The organism is Pusillimonas caeni (assembly GCF_003545815.1).
GTDB classification, from domain to species: Bacteria; Pseudomonadota; Gammaproteobacteria; order Burkholderiales; family Burkholderiaceae_B; genus Pusillimonas; species Pusillimonas caeni.
In genome coordinates, this window is sequence record NZ_PDUW01000012.1 from 41,330 (window position 1) to 60,826 (window position 19,497).

At 63.7% G+C, this 19,497-nt stretch carries 20 protein-coding genes; 7 read left to right on the forward strand and 13 right to left on the reverse strand.

Annotated features, from left to right (window positions below):
* Positions 1–608 precede the first annotated feature (608 nt).
* The 4 genes from crcB to alaC are packed head-to-tail and all read right to left on the reverse strand — an operon-like array spanning position 609 to position 4,902.
* Positions 609–992: a fluoride efflux transporter CrcB gene (crcB, locus tag CSC67_RS19615; RefSeq protein WP_118996156.1), complete on the reverse strand. Its 384-nt coding sequence runs from the start codon at positions 990–992 to the stop codon at positions 609–611.
* A gap of 15 nt (positions 993–1,007) precedes the next feature.
* On the reverse strand, positions 1,008–2,417 hold the full coding sequence (gene thrC / locus CSC67_RS19620; protein WP_118996157.1) for a threonine synthase: 1,410 nt from the start codon (positions 2,415–2,417) through the stop codon (positions 1,008–1,010).
* Positions 2,414–3,718 carry a homoserine dehydrogenase gene (locus CSC67_RS19625; protein ID WP_118996158.1) on the reverse strand — a complete coding sequence of 435 codons (1,305 nt, stop codon included), beginning with the start codon at positions 3,716–3,718 and terminating at the stop codon, positions 2,414–2,416. The genes thrC and CSC67_RS19625 overlap by 4 nt, the downstream gene beginning before the upstream one ends.
* Positions 3,715–4,902 carry an alanine transaminase gene (alaC, locus tag CSC67_RS19630; protein ID WP_118996159.1) on the reverse strand — a complete coding sequence of 396 codons (1,188 nt, stop codon included), beginning with the start codon at positions 4,900–4,902 and terminating at the stop codon, positions 3,715–3,717. Before alaC ends, CSC67_RS19625 begins: the two co-directional genes overlap by 4 nt.
* 278 nt (positions 4,903–5,180) lie before the next feature.
* On the opposite strand from alaC, the gene CSC67_RS19635 reads away from it, so the two are divergent.
* From CSC67_RS19635 to CSC67_RS19665, 7 genes are all read left to right on the forward strand, one after another.
* A complete protein-coding gene (locus CSC67_RS19635) occupies positions 5,181–5,627 on the forward strand; it encodes an Mth938-like domain-containing protein (protein WP_118996160.1) in 447 nt (148 codons plus the stop codon).
* On the forward strand, positions 5,624–6,094 hold the full coding sequence (locus tag CSC67_RS19640; protein ID WP_118996161.1) for a peroxiredoxin: 471 nt from the start codon (positions 5,624–5,626) through the stop codon (positions 6,092–6,094). The genes CSC67_RS19635 and CSC67_RS19640 overlap by 4 nt, the downstream gene beginning before the upstream one ends.
* A gap of 49 nt (positions 6,095–6,143) precedes the next feature.
* Positions 6,144–7,760, forward strand: coding sequence for a PhoH family protein (locus tag CSC67_RS19645; RefSeq protein WP_118996162.1), 1,617 nt, complete (start codon positions 6,144–6,146; stop codon positions 7,758–7,760).
* A gap of 21 nt (positions 7,761–7,781) precedes the next feature.
* Positions 7,782–8,804, forward strand: a complete 1,023-nt coding sequence (gene pdxA, locus CSC67_RS19650) for a 4-hydroxythreonine-4-phosphate dehydrogenase PdxA (RefSeq protein WP_118996163.1) — start codon at positions 7,782–7,784, stop codon at positions 8,802–8,804.
* A gap of 17 nt (positions 8,805–8,821) precedes the next feature.
* Entirely contained in the window at positions 8,822–9,790 is a 969-nt protein-coding gene (locus tag CSC67_RS19655) for a bile acid:sodium symporter family protein (protein ID WP_118996164.1), read from the forward strand.
* 175 nt (positions 9,791–9,965) lie between these two features.
* Positions 9,966–10,829 (forward strand): MBL fold metallo-hydrolase, encoded by an 864-nt coding sequence (locus tag CSC67_RS19660; RefSeq protein ID WP_245220305.1) that lies wholly within the window; start codon positions 9,966–9,968, stop codon positions 10,827–10,829.
* Positions 10,830–10,935: 106 nt separating this feature from the next.
* The gene (locus CSC67_RS19665) at positions 10,936–11,622 is read left to right on the forward strand and encodes a cysteine hydrolase family protein (protein ID WP_118996166.1); all 687 of its coding nucleotides are present in this window, start codon (positions 10,936–10,938) and stop codon (positions 11,620–11,622) included.
* A gap of 8 nt (positions 11,623–11,630) precedes the next feature.
* Here CSC67_RS19665 and CSC67_RS19670 read toward each other — a convergent pair whose 3' ends face one another.
* The 9 genes from CSC67_RS19670 to CSC67_RS19710 form a co-directional block, all read right to left on the reverse strand.
* Positions 11,631–13,016 (reverse strand): replicative DNA helicase, encoded by a 1,386-nt coding sequence (locus CSC67_RS19670; protein ID WP_118996167.1) that lies wholly within the window; start codon positions 13,014–13,016, stop codon positions 11,631–11,633.
* A gap of 130 nt (positions 13,017–13,146) precedes the next feature.
* Positions 13,147–13,602 (reverse strand): 50S ribosomal protein L9, encoded by a 456-nt coding sequence (rplI, locus tag CSC67_RS19675; protein WP_118996168.1) that lies wholly within the window; start codon positions 13,600–13,602, stop codon positions 13,147–13,149.
* A 15-nt stretch (positions 13,603–13,617) separates the two neighbouring features.
* On the reverse strand, positions 13,618–13,890 hold the full coding sequence (rpsR, locus tag CSC67_RS19680) for a 30S ribosomal protein S18 (RefSeq protein WP_118996169.1): 273 nt from the start codon (positions 13,888–13,890) through the stop codon (positions 13,618–13,620).
* Positions 13,891–13,995: 105 nt separating this feature from the next.
* Positions 13,996–14,313: a primosomal replication protein N gene (gene priB / locus CSC67_RS19685; protein ID WP_118996170.1), complete on the reverse strand. Its 318-nt coding sequence runs from the start codon at positions 14,311–14,313 to the stop codon at positions 13,996–13,998.
* 22 nt (positions 14,314–14,335) lie between these two features.
* Positions 14,336–14,710: a 30S ribosomal protein S6 gene (gene rpsF / locus CSC67_RS19690; protein ID WP_118996171.1), complete on the reverse strand. Its 375-nt coding sequence runs from the start codon at positions 14,708–14,710 to the stop codon at positions 14,336–14,338.
* Between the two features lie 215 nt (positions 14,711–14,925).
* Complete coding sequence (gene folE2, locus CSC67_RS19695) at positions 14,926–15,732, reverse strand: GTP cyclohydrolase FolE2 (RefSeq protein WP_118996172.1); 807 nt, start codon at positions 15,730–15,732, stop codon at positions 14,926–14,928.
* Between the two features lie 89 nt (positions 15,733–15,821).
* Positions 15,822–17,723: a 1-deoxy-D-xylulose-5-phosphate synthase gene (dxs, locus tag CSC67_RS19700; protein WP_118996173.1), complete on the reverse strand. Its 1,902-nt coding sequence runs from the start codon at positions 17,721–17,723 to the stop codon at positions 15,822–15,824.
* Positions 17,724–18,022: 299 nt separating this feature from the next.
* Complete coding sequence (locus CSC67_RS19705) at positions 18,023–18,934, reverse strand: polyprenyl synthetase family protein (protein ID WP_118996174.1); 912 nt, start codon at positions 18,932–18,934, stop codon at positions 18,023–18,025.
* 2 nt (positions 18,935–18,936) lie between these two features.
* A complete protein-coding gene (locus CSC67_RS19710) occupies positions 18,937–19,233 on the reverse strand; it encodes an exodeoxyribonuclease VII small subunit (RefSeq protein ID WP_118996175.1) in 297 nt (98 codons plus the stop codon).
* Positions 19,234–19,497 lie beyond the last annotated feature (264 nt).

Genomic DNA, 19,497 nt, shown 5'->3' on the forward strand with positions numbered 1-19,497 from the left:
CTAAGTCTTCGGAGCCGATTTTATATGGGGTTCAACGTACCTTAATGCTACCCGCAATCTCGTTCGTAGTAGGAATAAGGCGCGACATATTTGGAACATCTGCAAAGATGTATGCGAGCGCATATTGCGGAAGCTCGCAGTTAAACGCAAGCATACCCAGATTGAACGGCCGGTTGTGGCCGAAAGCAGTCAACCAGTCACTGCCACTATAAGCCAGGCCTGGATCAGCGACTATTAATCCAACGCTGCGTATCCCGGATAAACCAGGGAAGATTCAGTTTTTCCCCCTCGCCGGACTCTATGGTCAAACGCTGACCCGATGAACGAAGGGTATTGTTCGTACTCTGCGCCGTGGGCGATGACTGGCTTCGATAGTCCAGATCGGCTTGCCGGGGCCCATTACCCGCGCAGGCGACAATCGACGTGCACGCGACCACAGCTAGGACTAGCTGCAGTGCTGAGCGAAAGTTCTTCATCATGTACTGGCTCCTGGAGTGATGAATGTCGCCATTGAACTGGTAAAAGACGGCGACGATCTTGACGGCCTGCCCGGTGAGGGCGCCCTCGATGTTGATGGGCTTCCATCCATAAGAAGCTCCATCAAGAAATCACCGCAGCGCATTCACCGTCAACAGCCCCATCCCCGTAAGCACCAGCGCCCCGAACAAGCTCAGCCCCGAATACCCGATCGCCAACAAAAACTCGCCGCGCTCGACCAGCCCCACCGTCTCGGCTGAGAAAGTAGAAAAAGTCGTCAACCCGCCCAGGAACCCGGTAGTCACCAACAGCCGCATCCAGCCCGGCGTCTCGGGAAAGAGCAGGAAACAGCCCAGGGCCAAACCGATGAGATAGGCGCCCACAAGGTTGGCCATCAAGGTGCCCCAGGGCAGCGTAGACGCGGCGTGATTGAGCCATAGGCCCAGCAGCCAGCGGGCGATGGCGCCCAGCGCCGCGCCGATACCGACTGCAAGAACATTGCTCAGTATCGACACGGTGGGCCTCCTTGCTTACAGCTCGGCGTGCTGCCGGATGTAGTCTTTGACGAGGCCTGCGTCGCAAGCCATGACTTGAACGCGCTGGGGCAGGCCGGGCAGGTCTTGCAGGTGCTCGGGCACGGGGGCGATCTGCCCGGTGGCTTCGCGGATGGTGTCCGCGAACTTGACGGGCAGCGCGGTTTCCAGCACCAGCATGGGGGTGTCGGGGTCGGCGTGCTCGGCGGCGACCTTGACGGCGTCGGCGGTATGCGGGTCGATCAGCACGCCGGTGTCGTCGTAGACCGAACGGATGGTCTTGAGGCGGTCTTGATGGGTGCTGATCCCGGCGATAAAGCCATAGCGGGACTCGAACTGCGGCTTGAGTTCGCTGAGGTCGAATTCGCCCTGCTGCTCGAGCTGCTTCCACAGCTGGGCCACTTTGCCGGCGTCGCGGCCGACCAGGTCGAAGACGAAGCGCTCGAAGTTGGACGCCCGCGAAATGTCCATGGAGGGGCTGGAGGTGGCGTGCGTCTGGGCGGCGGAGCGCGGCCGGTAGACGCCGGTGCGGAAGAACTCTTCCAGCACGTTGTTCTCGTTGGTGGCCAGCACCAGCTTGGCGATGGGCAGGCCCATCTCGCGTGCCAGATGACCCGACAGGATGTTGCCGAAGTTGCCTGTGGGCACGGCGAAGGAAACCTGCTGGCCGGGCCCGGTGGTGGCGCGCAGCCAGCCCCAGAAGTAGTACACGATCTGGGCGGCGATGCGCGCCCAGTTGATGGAGTTGACCGCGCCCAGCCGGTAGGCGGCCTTGAATTCAAGGTCGCCCGCCAGCGCCTTGACGATGTCCTGGCACTCGTCGAACACGCCCTTGACGGCCAGGTTGTGGATGTTGGCGTCTTGCAGCGAATACATCTGGGCGCGCTGGAAGTCGCTCATGCGGCCGTGGGGCGACAGCATGAAGACGGCCACGCCCTTCTTGCCGCGCAGCGCGTATTCGGCCGCCGAGCCGGTGTCGCCCGAGGTGGCGCCCACGATGTTCAGGGTGGTGCCGCGCTTGGCCAGCACGTATTCGAACACCTGGCCCAGGAACTGCATGGCCATGTCCTTGAACGCCAGGGTCGGGCCCTGCGACAGGCCCAGCAGGCTGGTCTTGCCATACAGGGGCTTGAGCGGCACCACGTCGGGCGAATCGAATATGCCCGGGGCGTATGCCGCCTGGGTGAGGCGGTTCAGGTCTTCGCGCGGGATGTCGTCGATGAACAGGCCCAGCACCTCGGCGGCCAGCGATGCATAGTCGAGCGCGCGCCAGGCTTCGAGCTGTTCGGCCGACACCTGCGGCAGGGTCTCGGGCAGGGCCAGGCCGCCGTCCGGCGCCAGGCCTTCGAGCAAAATGTCTGAAAACGGCAGCGGGTTCATCCCCCCGCGGGTCGAGCGGTATTTCATAGCAGGTGCTCCATGCGCAGGCGGGTGACCTTGGACTTGACGAAGGGCAGGTACTGGATCTTTCTCAGCGCGTCTTCGACGTTGCCTTCGCGGGCTTCGTGCGACAGGAAGATGATGTCGGCGTCGTTGTCGCCATGGGGCTCCTGGAACATCGAGCCGATGGAAATATCGGCGTCGGCCAGAATGCGAGCCAGATCGGCCAGCACGCCGGGACGATCCTCGACACGCAGGCGCAGGTAATAGGAAGACACGACGTCGTCCATCGACAGCACGGGAATATCCACCACCGATTCGGGCTGGAAGCCCAGGTGCTGGACGCGGTGCGCCGGTTTCACGTCGAGGGCGCGCGCCACGTCGACGAGGTCGGCCACGACGGCCGAAGCGGTGGGCATTTCGCCGGCACCCTGGCCATAGTAAAGCGTAGGTCCCACGGCATCGCCGCTGACCAGCACCGCGTTCATGGCTCCTTCGACGTTGGCCAGCAGGCGCTCGGCCGGAATCAGCGTGGGATGCACCCGCAGCTCGATGCCCCGTTCGCTGCGGCGGGTGATGGCCAGCAGCTTGATGCGGTAGCCCAGGCGCTCGGCATGGGCGATGTCTTCGCGGGCGAGATGCGAGATGCCCTCGGTGTGGGTCTTGTTGAACTGCACCGGAATGCCGAAGGCGATCGAGGCCAGCAAGGTGAGCTTGTGGGCGGCGTCCACGCCTTCGACGTCGAAAGTGGGGTCGGCTTCGGCATAGCCCAGCAGCTGGGCTTCGGCCAGGGCCTCGTTGAAGGACAGGCCGCGCGAGCGCATTTCAGACAGGACGAAGTTGCTGGTGCCGTTGATGATGCCCGCCACCCACTGAATCTGGTTGGCGGCCAGGCCCTCGCGTATGGCCTTGATGGCCGGTATGCCGCCGGCCACCGCGGCCTCGAACGCCACGGTAACGCCCTTGGCCTCGGCCGCGGCGAAGATCTCGTTGCCATGGCGGGCCAGCAGTGCCTTGTTGGCGGTGACCACGTGCTTGCCGTGGGCAATGGCTTCCATGATCCATTCGCGCGCAATCGTTTCGCCGCCGATCACTTCGACGACCACATCGATGTCGGGGTCGCGCACCACGCGCATGCCGTCCTGCGTAATGTAGGCTGAATCGCCGACCAGGGCCTGGGCCTTCTGGACGTCGCGTACCGCCACCCCTGCCACTTCGATGCGCCGTCCGGCGCGCCGCTCGATCTCGCCGGCGTTGTTCGTCAATACCTTCCAGGTGCCGCCGCCGACGACGCCCAGGCCCAACAGACCTACTTTCACTGCTTTCATTTACTCAATCCGTCCTTTCGGAACATTTCTTTGATGCCGCGCACCGCCTGGCGGATGCGCTGCTCGTTTTCGATCAGGGCGAATCGAACGTAGTCGTCACCGTACTCGCCAAAGCCCACGCCCGGCGAGACGGCCACTTTCGCCTGCGCCAGCAGCTTCTTGGAGAACTCGAGCGAGCCCAGCTCTTGATAGAACTCGGGGATCTTGGCCCAGATATACATCGAGGCCTTGGGCACATCGACCATCCAGCCGGCCTCGTGCAGGCCCTTGGCCAGGACGTCGCGCCGGTTGCGGTACAGCTCGGCCACGCGCTGCACCTCGTCCTGCGGCCCCTCGAGCGCGGCGATGGCCGCCACCTGTATGGGCGTGAAGGTGCCGTAGTCGTGATAGCTCTTGATGCGGGCCAGCGCATTGACGAGCTCGCGGTTGCCCACCATGAAGCCGATGCGCCAGCCGGCCATGTTGTAGCTTTTGCTCATGGTGAAGAATTCGACCGCCACGTCGCGCGCGCCCTCGACCTGCATGATGGAAGGCGCCACATAGCCGTCGAAACAGATGTCCGCGTAGGCCAGGTCGTGCACCACCAGAATATTGTGCTCTTTGGCCAGCGCCACCACCCGCTCGAAGAAGCTCAGGTCGACGCACTGCGCCGTGGGGTTGCTGGGAAAGCCCAGAATCATCATCTTGGGCTTGGGAATGCTTTCGCGCACCGCCCGCTCGATTTCCTCGAAGAAGTCCACGCCCGGCACCATGGGCACCGAACGGATGTTGGCGCCTGCGATCACGGCGCCGTAGATGTGGATGGGATAGCTGGGATTGGGTACCAGCACGGTGTCGCCGCGGTCGAGCGTGGCCAGCATGAGGTGGGCCAGGCCTTCTTTGGAGCCGATGGTGACGATGGCTTCGGAATCGGGGTCGATCGAGACGCCGTAGCGGCGCTCGTACCAGCCCGAGATGGCCCGGCGCAGCCGGGGAATGCCTTTGGACACCGAGTACCCATGCGTATCGGGGCGGCTGGCCACCTCGATGAGCTTGTCGACGATGTGCTTGGGGGTGGGACCATCGGGGTTGCCCATCGACATGTCGATGATGTCCTCTCCTCGACGACGCGCCTCCATCTTGAGCTCGCCCGTAATATTGAAGACATAGGGAGGCAGCCGCTCTATTCGAGGAAAATTCGTCATGATGGGAGTCCTTCGGGGTCCGGAGAAAAGCTGAAAAAGGCTGAAAGGGAAAAGATAACCTGTTAGTTTAAACGATCGCGATGGCGCCGTAAAAAGGCCGGCCGGCCGGCGCCCGCCGGCATGAAAACGACCGCCGCGCCGGCCCGTTCAGGCAGCGTGGCGACCAGGCGGACGATACGGCGGAACGCCTTCCGGCAGAAGGCGGCGCCGCCACGTCCAGCCGCCCCTCTTCCGCCCCATAATTGCGCTATGATCGGAATGAAGATGGGAGTTACCGAGTGCAATTACAGTCCGAGTCCAACCCCGCGCTGAATACTGTTACAGCCTACGGAGAGGATTACATCGAAATCAACGCCGTGACCTACAGGCATGCCGTCTGCTTCGGCCCCGAAGGCGAAGTCCGCCGCTGGTCGGCGGACGACCCCGGCGCCATCAGCACGGCCTCGCTTCGACAGGCCGCGGGCCTGGCCGAATCCCGGCCCGACCCCATGGCCTTTCTCGACGGCGCACCGCCCTCCCGTCCCCCCGACGCCCCCGAAGTCCTGCTCATCGGCACCGGCTCCAGGCAGCGCCTGCTGCCGGCCGAGACGGTGGGCGAACTGCTCGCCATGGGCATAGGCGTCGAAGCCATGAGCACCCAGGCGGCTGCTCGCACCTACAACATCTTGATGGCCGAGGGCCGGCGCGTCGTCGCCGCCCTGCTGCCACTGGAGCCCACACAATGAGTCAAGTCACCGTCGGCGCCCCGCTGCCCGATTTCACCGCAGCCAGCACAGAAGGCGACATCACCAAGGCCACGCTGGCCGGCAAATGGACCGTGCTGTATTTTTATCCCAAAGACCACACGCCGGGCTGCACCACCCAGGCGCAGGGTTTTCGCGACCACTACGCCCAGTTCCAGAAGGCCGGCTGCCGCATCATCGGCGTCTCGCGCGATTCGCTCAAGACGCACGGCAACTTCATCGAGAAGCAGGGCCTGCCCTTTCCCCTCATTGCCGACACCGACGAAACGCTCTGCGAACTGTTCGGGGTCATGAAGCTGAAAAATATGTACGGTAAACAGGTAAGAGGAATCGAGCGCAGCACTTTCCTCATCGACCCGCAAGGCGTGCTGGTACGTGAATGGCGCGGCCTGCGCGTGCCCGGGCACGTCGAGGCGGTGCTGCAGGCGCTGCACGAAGCCGCGGGCTGACGCGGCGCCACGATCCGTACCAACGACCACCACCAGGAGCCTACGCCTCATGCCGCTGCCCAAGTTGCCTACCCGTATGGGAACCGTGCTGTCCACCGCCGATGTCGCCGTCGAAGCCGACGTCGCGACCGTCCCGGCCCCGGTCGAAGTTCCCGCGGCGCGCCAGCCGGCCGAAACCAAGGCAACACCGCCCGCCGCGCAGCCCAAAGAGCCGCGCCTGGCGGTCGTCAAGCCCAAGGGGGCCAAGAAGACACGCCTGCCCACCGCCCGGCGCAAGCTTTTCGTGCTGGACACCAATGTGCTGCTGCACGACTCGAACTCGCTGTTCAAGTTCGAAGAGCACGATATCTTCCTGCCCATGATCGTGCTCGAAGAGCTCGACCACCAGAAAAAAGGCATGTCCGAAGTGTCGCGCAACGCGCGCCAGGTCAGCCGCTTCCTGGACGGCCTGGTCGGCGCGACCGGCGACCTGGCCCAGGGCATGGCCCTGGACGCCCTGGGCAATCAGGAAGCCCTGGGCTCGCTGTACTTCCAGACCAGCGCCCTGTCGTCCGAACTGCCCATAGAGCTGCCCATGGGCAAGGCCGACAACGTCATCCTGCACGTCGTGCATGCGCTGCAGGCCGTCTACGCCAAGCGGCAGGTCATCCTGGTGTCCAAGGACATCAATATGCGCCTCAAGGCGCTGTCTCTGGGCCTGGAGGCCGAAGACTACTACAACGACCATGTCCTGGACGACTCCGATCTGCTCTACGACGGCGTCATGCCCCTGCCGGAGAACTTCTGGACCAAGCACGGCAAGGACGTCGAGTCCTGGCAGCAGGGCGGCACCACTTATTACCGCGTCAAGGGGCCGCTTTGCGCCGAGTTCATCGTCAACGAGTTCGTCTACTTCGAAGGCGAATTGCCCTTGTACGCCCAGGTGAAGGAAGTCAGCGGCAAAAGCGCCGTGCTGGCTACCCTGCGCGACTACAGCCACGGCAAGAACAACGTCTGGGGCATCACCGCGCGCAACCGTGAGCAGAATTTCGCGCTCAATCTGCTGATGAACCCCGATTGCGACTTCGTCTCGCTGCTGGGCCAGGCCGGCACCGGCAAGACCCTGCTGGCCCTGGCGGCCGGGCTGACGCAAACGCTTGAAACCAAGCGCTACAACGAAATCATCATCACGCGCGCCACCGTGCCGGTGGGAGACGACATCGGCTTCCTGCCCGGCACCGAAGAAGAAAAGATGCTGCCCTGGATGGGCGCCCTCGAAGACAACCTCGAAGTGCTGCATCTGGGCCCCGGCAACGAAATGAGTCCCGGCGGCGGCGGCCAGGAATGGACCAAGAACTCCACCATGGAACTCATCCGTTCGCGCATCAAGGTCAAGTCGCTGAGCTTCATGCGCGGCCGCACCTTCCTGAATAAATTCCTCATCATCGACGAAGCGCAAAACCTTACGCCCAAGCAGATGAAGACCCTGGTCACGCGCGCGGGGCCGGGCACCAAGATCGTCTGCCTGGGCAACATCGCCCAGATCGACACGCCCTACCTCACCGAGGGCAGTTCGGGCCTTACCTACGTGGTCGACCGCTTCAAGGGCTGGCCGCATGCGGGGCATATCACGCTGCAGCGGGGCGAGCGCTCGCGCCTTGCCGACTATGCCAGTGAAACGCTGTAGCCGGAACCCGTGGGGCGGCGCATGAGCACGCCGGCGCGCGCCGCCCCGCCCTTGGGCATCACCATGGGCGATGCCGCGGGCATCGGCCCCGAGATCATCCTCAAACTGTTCGACGCGGGGCTGGACGTCCCCGCCGTGGTCTATGGCGACGCGGGCGTGCTGCGCCGCACGGCGCGCGATCTGGGCCTTCAGCGCATCCCCATCGTCCAGACCGATGCGGTCGACGCCCTGCCGGCCGCCCCTTCCGCCGATTCGCTCACCGTGGTCAATCGCTGGCGGGCCCTGCCGCCCGACCTCGTTCCCGGCCGGCTCGATGCGGCCGCCGGCCGAGGCGCTTATGAATACCTGTGCCACGCTATAGACGACGCCCTGGCCGGCCGCCTGCGGGCCATCGTCACCGCTCCGCTCAACAAGGAGGCCATGCAGGCGGGCGGCGCGGACTTTCCGGGCCACACCGAGATCCTGGCCGAGCGCACCGGCACGCCGCACTACGCCATGATGCTGGCCAACCGCGAGCTGCGCGTCATCCTGGTCACCATACATATGGCGTTGGCCGACGTATTCAGGCACATCACCGTGCAAGGCGAACTGGACACCATCAGGCTGGCCCATCAGGCCTGTCTGCAGGCAGGCGTGAAACAGCCCCGCATCGCGGTCGCAGGCCTGAACCCCCATGCCGGCGAGAACGGCCGCTTCGGCCGGGAAGAAATCGACATCATCGAGCCGGCCATCCGCCAGGCCCGGGCGCAAGGCCTGGACGTCAGCGGACCGTGGCCGGGCGACACCATTTTCATGCGCGCCCGCAGGGGCGAATTCGACATCGTGGTGGCCCAATATCACGACCAGGGCCTGATACCCGTCAAATACCTGGGCGTTGAGGAAGGCGTGAACGTGACGGTGGGCCTGCCCTTCGTGCGCACCAGCGTCGACCACGGCACGGCCTTCGACATCGCGGGTCGCGGCATTGCCGACCCGGCCTCGCTTCGGGCCGCCTTCGACATGGCCGTGGCCATGACCGCCCCCCTCTCCACGCAAGCTGGATAACACCCCTCTTTCAAATCATGCTTCGCATCGACCCCTTTCTGGTCAAGCTGCTCGTCGTCGTACTGCTCGCCAGCCTGCTGCCGGCGCGCGGCGGCGCCGCCGATCTGCTCGGCTGGCTGACCACCTTCGCCATCGCCCTGCTGTTCTTCATGCACGGCGCCCGTCTTTCACGCGAGGCCATCGTGTCGGGCATGACGCATTGGCGGCTGCATGTCGTGATCTTCAGCATGACTTTCCTGCTCTTTCCCCTGCTGGGAGTGCTTGGCGCGCCGCTGACCAGCGCTTACCTGACGCCCGAGTTGCAGTCGGGCCTGCTCTTTCTGTGCTGCCTGCCGGCCACGGTGCAGTCGGCCATCGCCTTCACGTCGATGGCGCGGGGCAATGTGCCGGCGGCGGTATGCAGCGCCTCGGCCTCGAGCCTGCTGGGGGTGTTCGTGACGCCGGCGCTGGCCGGCCTGCTGCTGCTCGACTCCGGGTCGCAAGGGGATGGATTCCACTACGACACGATCGGCAAGATCATGCTGCAGTTGCTGCTGCCCTTCGTTGCGGGCCATCTGTCGCGCCCATGGACGGGCGCCTGGATGGCGCGGCGCAATGCGTCGCTGAAGCTGCTCGATCAGGGAACGATACTGCTGGTGGTGTACACGGCATTCTCCGCGGCGGTGATCGACGGCCTGTGGGCGCGCACGCCGATCGAGGCCTTGGTGGCGGTGGTGATCATCAGCATGGTTCTGCTGGCGCTGGTGATGGGCATCGGAATGGGGCTGGGGCGGCTGATGGGCTTCAGCCTGGAGGACCGGATCACGCTGCTGTTCTGCGGCTCGAAGAAAAGCCTGGCGACGGGGATACCGATGGCGAATATCCTGTTCGCTTCGCATGCGGTGGGCTCCATCGTGCTGCCCTTGATGGTGTTTCACCAGATACAGCTGATTGTCTGCGCGGTGATCGCCGGCGCGTATGCGCGGCGGCCGCAGCTTCGGCCATGAGCCGGTTCCGTCCCTGGCCTTGACAGCATTCTAAAGATCGCTTCAGACTCATCCTCAATATGTATTCATATCGCCCACGCAGCGTCCGAAGAACCCGCCGCGCAGAGCAGCCATCAAGAACGAAGAAGGTAGAGACAAGGTGCAGACTCCCATCAGAAGCTTTCAAATTGGCGCAGTGAATGTCGAGCTTTTGATCGAATCTTCCGATCCGCTGCTGCATCCGGGCGAGCTCTATCCCGATTCCAGTCCTGAACTGATTGCCCGGCAAAGCTGGCTCACCCCCCATTTATACGATGCCGCCTCCGATCGCCTGGTGATCTGCATGCAAAGCTTTTTATTGCGCAGCGCCGGAAAAATCATTCTGGTCGACACCTGTGTGGGCGATTGCAAGCAACGGCCCCGGCCCGAGTTCGACGGCGCCGTATGGAACTGGCTGGAGCGGCTCGAGCAAAGCGGCGTCTCGCCCGAAGAAGTCGACGTCGTCCTGTCCACCCATCTGCACGTCGACCATATCGGCTGGAATACCCGGCTGGTCGACGGAAAATGGCGGCCCACCTTCCCCAATGCCCGCTATCTGTTCGTCGACAAAGAATACGAATACTGGAGCAGCGACGCAGGCCGCGTGGCGCTGCAGCGTACCGGCGACTATGTCGCCGACAGCGTGACCCCCATTTTCGAAGCGGGCCTGGCCGACATCGTCGACTTCGATCATCGGATCGACGACGCGCTGCGCCTGATTCCCACGCCGGGCCACACTCCCGGCCATGTGTGCGTGGAGATCGACAGCGAAGGCAAGAAGGCGATCATTACCGGCGACCTGCTGCATCATCCGCTGCAATGCCGATTTCCCGACTGGAGCACCCGTTTTTGCTTCGACGCCCATCAGGCGCGCCAAACCCGCCTGGCCTTCATGAAGCAGCATGCCCATGAAGGCACGCTGCTGTTCCCGGCGCACTTCCCGAGCCCTACAGCAGGATATCTGCGCTTGGTCCAGGACGAAGCCGAATTACGCTACCGATATGAATTCGTGGATGAATAGCTGCAATTTCACTAATGCTTTTTTATTTTCCCTCGCGCTCGGACAGCAACGAGACAAAATACCAGAGTTGAGCCTACGCCCCATATCGACCACTTGAAGAGACAGCATGGCAAGCACATCTGTAAACCCGGTCCTGCAAGCCCGTCCCGAGCCTTTCAGGTTGAACCCCGATCGCTGCGCCATCGTCGTGAACGATATGCAGAACGCCTTCTGCTCGCCGGGCGGCTACCTCGAGCGCATCGGCTTCGACATCAGCGGCGCAAGGCAAGTCATCGAAGCGGTCGGCCGTGTTTTCGGTTCGGCCCGCGGCGCCGGCATCCCCATCTTTCATTTCCAGAACGGCTTCGCACGCGACTTGAGCGACATTCCCGAAAATTCGCCATGGTGGTTCAAGTCGCCCGCCATGCGCCATTTTCGGCAGCACCCCGAGCTCGCCGAACCCATTCTGGTCGAAGGCAGCTGGGATTTCGCCATCGTCGACGAGCTGTCTCCGCGGCCCGGAGAAGTGGTGATCCGCAAGTCTCGGCCCAGTTGCTTTGCCGGCACCAGCCTGGACAATCATTTAAGAGCCAGGGGCATCGACACGGTATGCGTCGTGGGCATCGCCAGCAACGTAGGCGTCGAATGGACACTGCGCGAGGCCGTCTCCAAGGAATACTTCGCTATTCTCGTACGCGACGCAACCATGCCCGCCGGGCCGGATGAAGTACAGCGCACGGTCGAACACAACGTCGAGAACTTCATCGGCTGGACCACCACCAGCGCGGAGTTCGCGGCCGCGCTGAGCCGATAGAGAACACCCTAAATCGTCATGCCCGGCGTGAAATTGAGGAAGCGCGTGCTGGAACCCTGGAACGTAAGCCGCACCATTCCGATGGGGCCGTTACGCTGCTTGCCGATGATGATCTCGGCCGAGCCCTTGTCGGGAGAGTCGGGGTTGTAGACTTCGTCCCGATAGATGAAGAGGATCAGGTCGGCGTCCTGCTCGATGGCGCCCGATTCGCGCAGGTCGCTCATGACCGGGCGTTTGTTGGGACGCTGTTCCAGGCTCCGATTGAGCTGGGACAAGGCGATGAGGGGGCAGTTGAGCTCCTTGGCCAGGCCCTTGAGCGAGCGGCTGATCTCCGAAATTTCAGTCGCCCGGTTCTCGCCCGCGGAGTTGGCCGACATGAGCTGCATATAGTCGATGATGATCAGGCCCAGCTGGCCGCACTGGCGCGCCAGGCGCCGGGCCCGGGCGCGCACTTCCATCGAACTCAGCGCAGGGGTCTCGTCGATGTAGATCTGAGCCTCTTGCACTTTCTGCACGGCATGGGTCAGGCGCGGCCAATCGTCGTTGGTGAGCTTGCCGGTACGCATGCGGTGCTGGTCGAGCATGCCCACCGAACCCACCATGCGCATGGCCAGCTGCACAGCGCCCATTTCCATGGAAAACACAGCGACGGGCAGGCCCTGCTCGATGGCGACGTGCTCGCCGATGTTCATCGAGAACGAGGTCTTGCCCATGGAGGGGCGGCCGGCGACGATGATGAGGTCGCCCGGCTGCAGGCCGGAGGTCATGCGGTCCAGGTCGCTGAAGCCGGTGGGCACGCCGGTGATGTCGGAGTCGCCCTCGCGATGGTAGAGCTCGTCGATGCGCTCGACCACCTGGGACAGCAGGGGCTGGATCTCCTGGAACCCGGCGGCGCCGCGCGAGCCCTCCTGGGCAATCTGGAACACACGCGACTCGGCCTCGTCGAGCAGCTGGCGCGCCTCCTTGCCCTGAGGGTTGAAGGCCGCGGCCGAGATCTCGTCGGCGACGGACACCAGCTTGCGCAGCATGGAGCGCTCGCGCACGATTTCGGCGTAGCGGCGGATATTGGCCGCCGAGGGGGTGTTGTGGGCCAGGGCGTTCAGGTAGGCCAGGCCACCCACTTCGTCGCCCTTGCCGGCGCTGGACAAAGACTCGTACACAGTCACCACGTCGGCCGGGCGCGCCAGGCCGATCAGGCGGGTGATGTGCTGCCAGATGATCTTGTGGTCGAAGCGATAGAAATCTTCTTCGCCCAGCACGTCGGTGATGCGGTCCCAGGCCGCGTTGTCCAGCAGCAGCCCTCCCAGCACCGACTGCTCGGCCTCGACGGAATGCGGCGGCACCCTCAGGTAGTCGAGCTGGGGATCACCCGATAGTTTCTTAGCATCCAACATGTTTGTCCCGGGAGCCGTAGCCCCTCGTGGGCCCGGCATGAACGAAAAAGCCGGCTCGCGCCGGCTCGTTACTGCGTGGCGTGGTACATGGCCGTGAACGGCCAATGTACCATGGCGAAGCGAAAGCCGATCAGGCCATTTCGCCTTGCACCTGCACCGTGATGTCGGAGACGACGTCGGCGTGCAGCGCGACCTGGGCGGGAAAGTCGCCCACGGCCTTGATGGCGCCGTCGGGCAGGCGGACCTGCGACTTCTGGATGCCCTCGAAGCCCTCGGCTGCCAGCGCGGCGGCGATGTCCATGGTGGTGACCGAACCGAACAGACGGCCGTCGACGCCGGCCTTTTGCGTCATCTTGAGGGTCAGGCCATTGAGCTTGGCGCCGGTGGCTTCGGCGGTGGCCAGCTTCTCGGCCTGGGCCTTCTCGATCTCGGCGCGGCGCGCCTCGAACTCTTTGAGGGCCGCATCGGTGGCACGGCGGGCGATTTTTTGCGGGATCAGGTAGTTGCGGGCGTAACCGTCGCGAACACGGACGACTTCACCGAGATTACCCAGATTGGCGACTTTTTCGAGCAGAATGACTTGCATGACGATAGCCTCGGCTTATTTGTGGTTGTCGGTGTAAGGCAGCAGGGCCAGGAAGCGCGCGCGCTTGATGGCGGTGTCGAGTTGGCGCTGGTAGTGAGCCTTGGTGCCCGTCAGGCGAGCGGGAATGATCTTGCCGTTTTCCTGGATGAAGTCACGCAGGGTGTCCAGGTCTTTGTAGTCGATCTGCTCGACGCCCGCGGCCGTGAAGCGGCAGAACTTGCGACGCTTGAACAGCGGGTTTTGCTGGTTGAACTTGCGCTTCTCTTTGCCTTTTTTGAAGAAAGCCATAATGTGCCTCTTGTCTGTTGCCCGGGCACTGCCCAGGCTGTGTATTTACAATGCGTCGAACCGATGCCGGCCCGCGCGATTCAGTTTCGTCCGTTCGGAAAGCGTCTAGACCACGGCGCTGCCGCTGCCCGCATAAGCCCGGCTCGCCTTCTGTATGTGGACCACCAGCTTGCCGGACCCTTTGCGGGTAGGAGCCAGAAAGCCCTCTATGGCCAGTTGGGCGCCAAGCGGGGTATCGGCCAGCAGCAAGGCGATATCGCCCAGAGCCACCGCCGAGACTGTCATGCTGATGCGGCGCTGGAGGCCCGCCTGCATGACGTCGGACTCGTGCTCCAGCTGCATTTCGATGGCCGGCACGCCGGCCGGGGTGTATCGCAACGGCTTGAGTTCAAGAACGGTGGCCGTCAGTGCAAGCTGGTTCACGCCGGGATTCCGAACGACTGGGTTATTCCTTGTCGGTGCTGGCGGACTCGGTCGTGGCCTTGCGGGCCTCTTCGCGCTCGACAGACTTCATCATGATGGAAGCCGAGGTATCGGCCTTCTTGGTCTTGATGACCAGATGGCGCAGCACCGCGTCGTTGTAGCGGAAGGAATGCTCGAGTTCGTCGAGCGTGGCCTGGCCGCACTCGATGTTCATGCAGACGTAATGGGCCTTGACGAGCTTCTGGATGGGGTAGGCCAGCTGGCGGCGGCCCCAGTCTTCGAGGCGATGCACCTGGCCGCCTTCGTTCGTGACGACGGACTGGTAGCGCTCGATCATGGCGGGCACCTGCTCGCTTTGATCGGGATGCACGATAAACACTACTTCGTAGTGACGCATGTAATACTCCTTGTGGATGTCTTTTGGCACAGCGCCAAAAGGTCAGCCCGCCGGCACAAGCCCTGAGTATTCACCCCCAGACGCCTGGCTCGGTCGAGCAAGAAACCAGCTAGTTTAGCACAATTTGCCGCGCAACTGCTTGGCGCCATGTGTTTTTTGCCGCCGGCCCGCCATCTGGGCGAACGCCCCCTGCGGGACCGGCAGGCCGAACCGTGTCAGCCTTCGACGACGGCGTAGGCCGAATGATTGTGTATGGACTCGAAATTCTCGGCCTCGACACGGAAGCTCTGCACGCCCTCGATATTCTTGATGGCCATGGCGACGTCGCGCACCAGGTCTTCGACGAACTTGGGATTGTCGTAGGCGCGCTCGGTAACGTATTTTTCGTCGCCGCGCTTGAGCAGGCCCCAGAGTTCGCAGGAGGCTTGTCCCTCGATGCGTTGAATGAAGGCCGGCAGGTCCACATTGGCCGGATCGCTCAGCACGGCGCTGACCGTGACGTGCGAACGCTGGTTGTGCGCGCCGTATTCGGAGATGGCCTTCGAGCAGGGGCACAGGCTGGTGACGGGCACCACCACGGTGAGCTCGAATCGGGTGGCTTCGCCCTCGGCGGAGCGCGCCAGCCACTTGACCTCGTAATCCATGAGGCTGGAGACGCCCGACACCGGCGCCACCTTGTCGATGAAATAGGGAAAGACGGCCGTGATGTCGCCCTGCTTCGCATTGAGCAGCGGCAGCATTTTTTCGGTCATTTCGCAGAACAGGACCGGGGTCATGGGAAGCCGGCGGTACTGCTCGAGCTGCGCCACGAAGCGGGACATGTGAGTGCCCTTTTCTTCGGCGGGCAAGGCAACGGTGAGCTCCCAATTGGCGACGGTGGGCAGCGCTTCGCCATTGGAGCAGGCGACCAGCATGGGATGCCGCACACCGCGCACCCCGACGCGCTGGATGGGCAAACGGCGGGTATCGACACTGCTCTGCACATCGGGCATCGCCATGGCCGAATCGGTAACTGAATTCATAACTTGACCTGGATGGGCCGGGCTGCAAAGCCCGACCATTGACGAGATAAACAACTGTTCATTATGGAACAGTTTAGTCGCTAATGCCCTTATTCCCCTAATGAGCTTGCGACTTTATCCTTTTTTCGGACGGCCGGCGCCGGGAAACGGGCCATGATGCTGCGCTCGATTCCATCCGCATCCAGCCCCACGGACCGAAGCAGCGCGCCCTGCTCGCCATGGTCGATGAAGCGGTCGGGCAGCCCCAGTTGCAGCACGGGAATCGCCACCCCCTGCTCGCTGAAGTATTCGAGCACGGCGCTGCCGGCCCCGCCCATCAGGGCGGCTTCTTCGACAGTCACGACGGCATCGTGACTGCGCGCCAGCTCGTCGAGCAACCCGGTATCCAGCGGTTTGACGAAGCGCATGTCGGCCACGGTGGCGTTCAGTCTCTCGGCGGCTTCGAGTGCGGCCGGAACGAGCGTGCCGAAACCCACGATGGCGATGCCCTGGCCCCGGCGCAGGATGCGTCCCTTGCCCAGGGGCACGGTATCGAAACCCGCTTCGACCGGCGCGCCGCGCCCCGCGCCGCGCGGATAGCGCACAGCGGCCGGCCCCTCGTGCCGGTAACAGGTCGTCAGCAGCAGGCGCGCCTCGTTCTCGTCCGAGGGCGCGGCCACCACCATATTGGGAATACAGCGCAGGAAGGCGATATCGTAATTGCCGGCGTGGGTGGCGCCGTCTGCGCCGACGAGCCCCGCCCGGTCCAGGGCAAAGGTGACGTCCAGGTTCTGCAATGCCACGTCATGGATGAGCTGGTCGTAGGCGCGCTGCAGGAAGGTGGAATAGATCGCCACCACGGGTTTCATGCCGTCGCAGGCCAGGCCGGCGGCGAAAGTGACCGCATGCTGCTCGGCGATGCCGACGTCGAAATAGCGTTGCGGAAAACGCTTGTGGAATTCGACCATGCCGCTGCCCTCGCGCATGGCGGGCGTGATGCCCACCAGGCGGCTGTCGTGGTCGGCCATGTCGCACAGCCAGCGCCCGAATACCTGGGTGAAGGTTTGCCGCGGCGGCGTGGAGGGCTTCTGGATGCCCACCGAGGGATCGAACTTGCCCGGCCCGTGATACAGGACGGGGTCGGCTTCGGCCAGCTTGTAGCCCTGCCCCTTGCGAGTGACCACGTGCAGGAACTGCAGGCCGCCCAGCGAACGCAGGTTTTCGAGCGTGGGGATCAGGGCGTCGAGGTCGTGGCCGTCGATGGGTCCCACGTAATTGAAGCCCAGTTCTTCGAACAGCGTCGCGGGCGACGCCACCAGGCCCTTGGCATGGCCCTCGAAGCGCCGCGCCAGCTCGAGCACCGGGGGCATGTGCTGCAGCACGGCGCGGCCCATATTCTTGGCGGCGGCATAGAAGCGCCCGGAGAGCAGGCGGGCGAAATAATGATTCAGCGCCCCCACCGGCGGAGAGATCGACATGTCGTTGTCGTTCAGCACCACCAGCATATTGACGTCCGGTGTGACGCCCGCGTTGTTCAGCGCCTCGAAGGCCATGCCCGCGGTCATGGCGCCATCGCCGATGACGGCAATGTGCTGGCGCTGTATGCCCTTGTTGCGGGCCGCCACGGCCATGCCCAGGGCGGCCGAGATCGAGGTGGACGAATGCGCCGTGCCGAAGGCGTCGTAAGGCGATTCGCTGCGCTTGGGAAAACCCGATATGCCGCCCAGCTGGCGCAGCTTGGCCATGGCTTCGCGGCGCCCGGTCAGGATCTTGTGCGGATAGGACTGGTGGCCGACGTCCCATACGATGGGGTCGTCGGGCGTGTTGAACACATAGTGCAGGGCTATCGTCAGCTCGACCGTGCCCAGGTTGGACGACAGATGCCCTCCTGTCTTCGAGACCGAATGCAGGACGAATTCACGCAACTGGTTGGCCAGTTCTTCCAGCTCGTGCCGGTCCAGCGACCGCAGGTCGGCGGGGGACTCAATGTGTTCGAGAGAGACAGTAGTCATACGTATGGGACGTGTATCGGGTTTAACAGGCCTAGGGCCTGTTGACGCTAAAAGGACAGCCGCACTGGCCGGCCAAGGCCAGGCAGGCTAGGCGCGGGCGAGGCCGCGTGGTCGATCCACGCAACGAGCTCGCAACAACGCATGCCTGGCCTTGGCCGGCCAGCCCGAAGGGTGAGCGCGCAAATAGCCGCCCCTCTGCGTTGCGAATGCTCGCCGGGGAACCACCCCGACTGCGCGTCGCGCCTTGATGGTCAGCTATTTGCGTGCTCATGCGACTGTCCTTTTAGCGTCAACAGGCCCTACCGGTTGCGTCCGACGATATAGTCGGCAAGCTCAGCAAGGCGTGTGCCGGCCGGGCCCAGCGGCAGCACGGCCGCGTGCGCTTCCTGGCGCAGCGCCTGCAGCAGTTCGCGCGACCCTTCCAGGCCGAGCAGCGAGACGTAGGTGGGCTTGTTGCCCGCCGCGTCCTTGCCTGCGGTCTTGCCCAGGGTGCTCGTGTCGGACACCACGTCGAGCACGTCGTCCACCACCTGGAAGGCCAGGCCGATGGCGTCGGCATAGGCCTCCAGCCCCTGGCGCGCGGTCGAGCTGGCGCCCGCCACGATGCCGCCCAGCAGCACGCTGGCCTCGAGCATGGCGCCGGTCTTCATGCCGTGCATGATCTGCAGCTGCTCCTGGCTGAGGTCCAGGCCTACGCTGGCGCAATCGATGGCCTGGCCGCCGGCCATGCCCAGGCTGCCCGCGCATCGCGCCAGGGTTTCCACCGCCTGCACCACCAGGGCCGGGGCGACGGGCATTTGCGACAGCAGTTCGAACGCCAGGGGCTGCAAGGCGTCGCCGGCCAGCATGGCGGTGGCTTCATCGAATTGCACGTGCACCGTGGGGCGCCCGCGGCGCAAGGCGTCGTCGTCCATGCAGGGAAGATCGTCGTGCACCAGCGAATAGGCGTGGATGAGCTCGACGGCCGCGGCGGCGTGGTCCAGTGCAATGCCCTGGGCCGAGGTGACCGACTTGCCGGCGGGCACGCAGGCTTCGCCCGCGGCATACACCAGCGCCGCCCGGACTCGCTTGCCGCCGCCCATGACGGAATAGCGCATCGCCTCGTGCAGGCGCATGGGCACCACCGAGGATTCGGGCAGGAAACCGTCCAGCACGGTTTCCATGTGCTGTACCCGTTCAGCGAACCAGGTGGGAAAATCGCTTCTTCCCATGCTCAGCACTCGCCGCGCGAGCCGCCCTCGGCCTCGTCCAGGGGTCTGAGCAGGTTGCCCTGCAGTACTTTGATCTGCTGCTCGGCGGTATCGAGCAGCTTCTGGCAGATGCGGGCCAGCTCCACGCCTTTCTGGTAGGCTGCCAGCGACTGATCCAGAGGCAAGGAGCCGTTCTCCATTTGAGACACCAGCGCTTCGAGCTGCGCCAGGGCGCTTTCGAAGTCTTGCGGCAAGTCGCCTGGCGCGGAGCTGCCGGCAGCGGAGCCGGCGTCGCCCGGTGTCCTGCTGTGATCGACCATGAAGAGTTCCAAAAAAGAAATATCCGGCTTGCGCCGCAAAATTGGGTTGGCAATACCCGAATTGTACGAGATGCGGCGGGACCGCTTGTTAATTTTCGTGCCAGGCCTTGTTTTATAAAGAAAAATCTACGGTACAATCGAATGTTCACTTCCAATCTCTTTACAATTCGGCGATTGCCGTTTTTTTCTTCGCATCGGACTTAGGCTTAATAACTCTCGCTTTGGTTCATGGCAGGCTCGATAGATCCGAGCCCGAGCCGCGGC

What these genes read in the sequence shown, in the direction of transcription:
- thrC (WP_118996157.1), bottom strand. Translation starts at nt 2,417, where the DNA reads ATGAAATACCGCTCGACCCGCGGGGGGATGAACCCGCTGCCGTTTTCA.
- CSC67_RS19625 (WP_118996158.1), bottom strand. Translation starts at nt 3,718, where the DNA reads ATGAAAGCAGTGAAAGTAGGTCTGTTGGGCCTGGGCGTCGTCGGCGGC.
- alaC (WP_118996159.1), bottom strand. Translation starts at nt 4,902, where the DNA reads ATGACGAATTTTCCTCGAATAGAGCGGCTGCCTCCCTATGTCTTCAAT.
- CSC67_RS19640 (WP_118996161.1), top strand. Translation starts at nt 5,624, where the DNA reads ATGAGTCAAGTCACCGTCGGCGCCCCGCTGCCCGATTTCACCGCAGCC.
- CSC67_RS19645 (WP_118996162.1), top strand. Translation starts at nt 6,144, where the DNA reads ATGCCGCTGCCCAAGTTGCCTACCCGTATGGGAACCGTGCTGTCCACC.
- pdxA (WP_118996163.1), top strand. Translation starts at nt 7,782, where the DNA reads ATGAGCACGCCGGCGCGCGCCGCCCCGCCCTTGGGCATCACCATGGGC.
- CSC67_RS19655 (WP_118996164.1), top strand. Translation starts at nt 8,822, where the DNA reads ATGCTTCGCATCGACCCCTTTCTGGTCAAGCTGCTCGTCGTCGTACTG.
- CSC67_RS19665 (WP_118996166.1), top strand. Translation starts at nt 10,936, where the DNA reads ATGGCAAGCACATCTGTAAACCCGGTCCTGCAAGCCCGTCCCGAGCCT.
- CSC67_RS19670 (WP_118996167.1), bottom strand. Translation starts at nt 13,016, where the DNA reads ATGTTGGATGCTAAGAAACTATCGGGTGATCCCCAGCTCGACTACCTG.
- rplI (WP_118996168.1), bottom strand. Translation starts at nt 13,602, where the DNA reads ATGCAAGTCATTCTGCTCGAAAAAGTCGCCAATCTGGGTAATCTCGGT.
- rpsR (WP_118996169.1), bottom strand. Translation starts at nt 13,890, where the DNA reads ATGGCTTTCTTCAAAAAAGGCAAAGAGAAGCGCAAGTTCAACCAGCAA.
- rpsF (WP_118996171.1), bottom strand. Translation starts at nt 14,710, where the DNA reads ATGCGTCACTACGAAGTAGTGTTTATCGTGCATCCCGATCAAAGCGAG.
- folE2 (WP_118996172.1), bottom strand. Translation starts at nt 15,732, where the DNA reads ATGAATTCAGTTACCGATTCGGCCATGGCGATGCCCGATGTGCAGAGC.
- dxs (WP_118996173.1), bottom strand. Translation starts at nt 17,723, where the DNA reads ATGACTACTGTCTCTCTCGAACACATTGAGTCCCCCGCCGACCTGCGG.
- CSC67_RS19705 (WP_118996174.1), bottom strand. Translation starts at nt 18,934, where the DNA reads ATGGGAAGAAGCGATTTTCCCACCTGGTTCGCTGAACGGGTACAGCAC.
- CSC67_RS19710 (WP_118996175.1), bottom strand. Translation starts at nt 19,233, where the DNA reads ATGGTCGATCACAGCAGGACACCGGGCGACGCCGGCTCCGCTGCCGGC.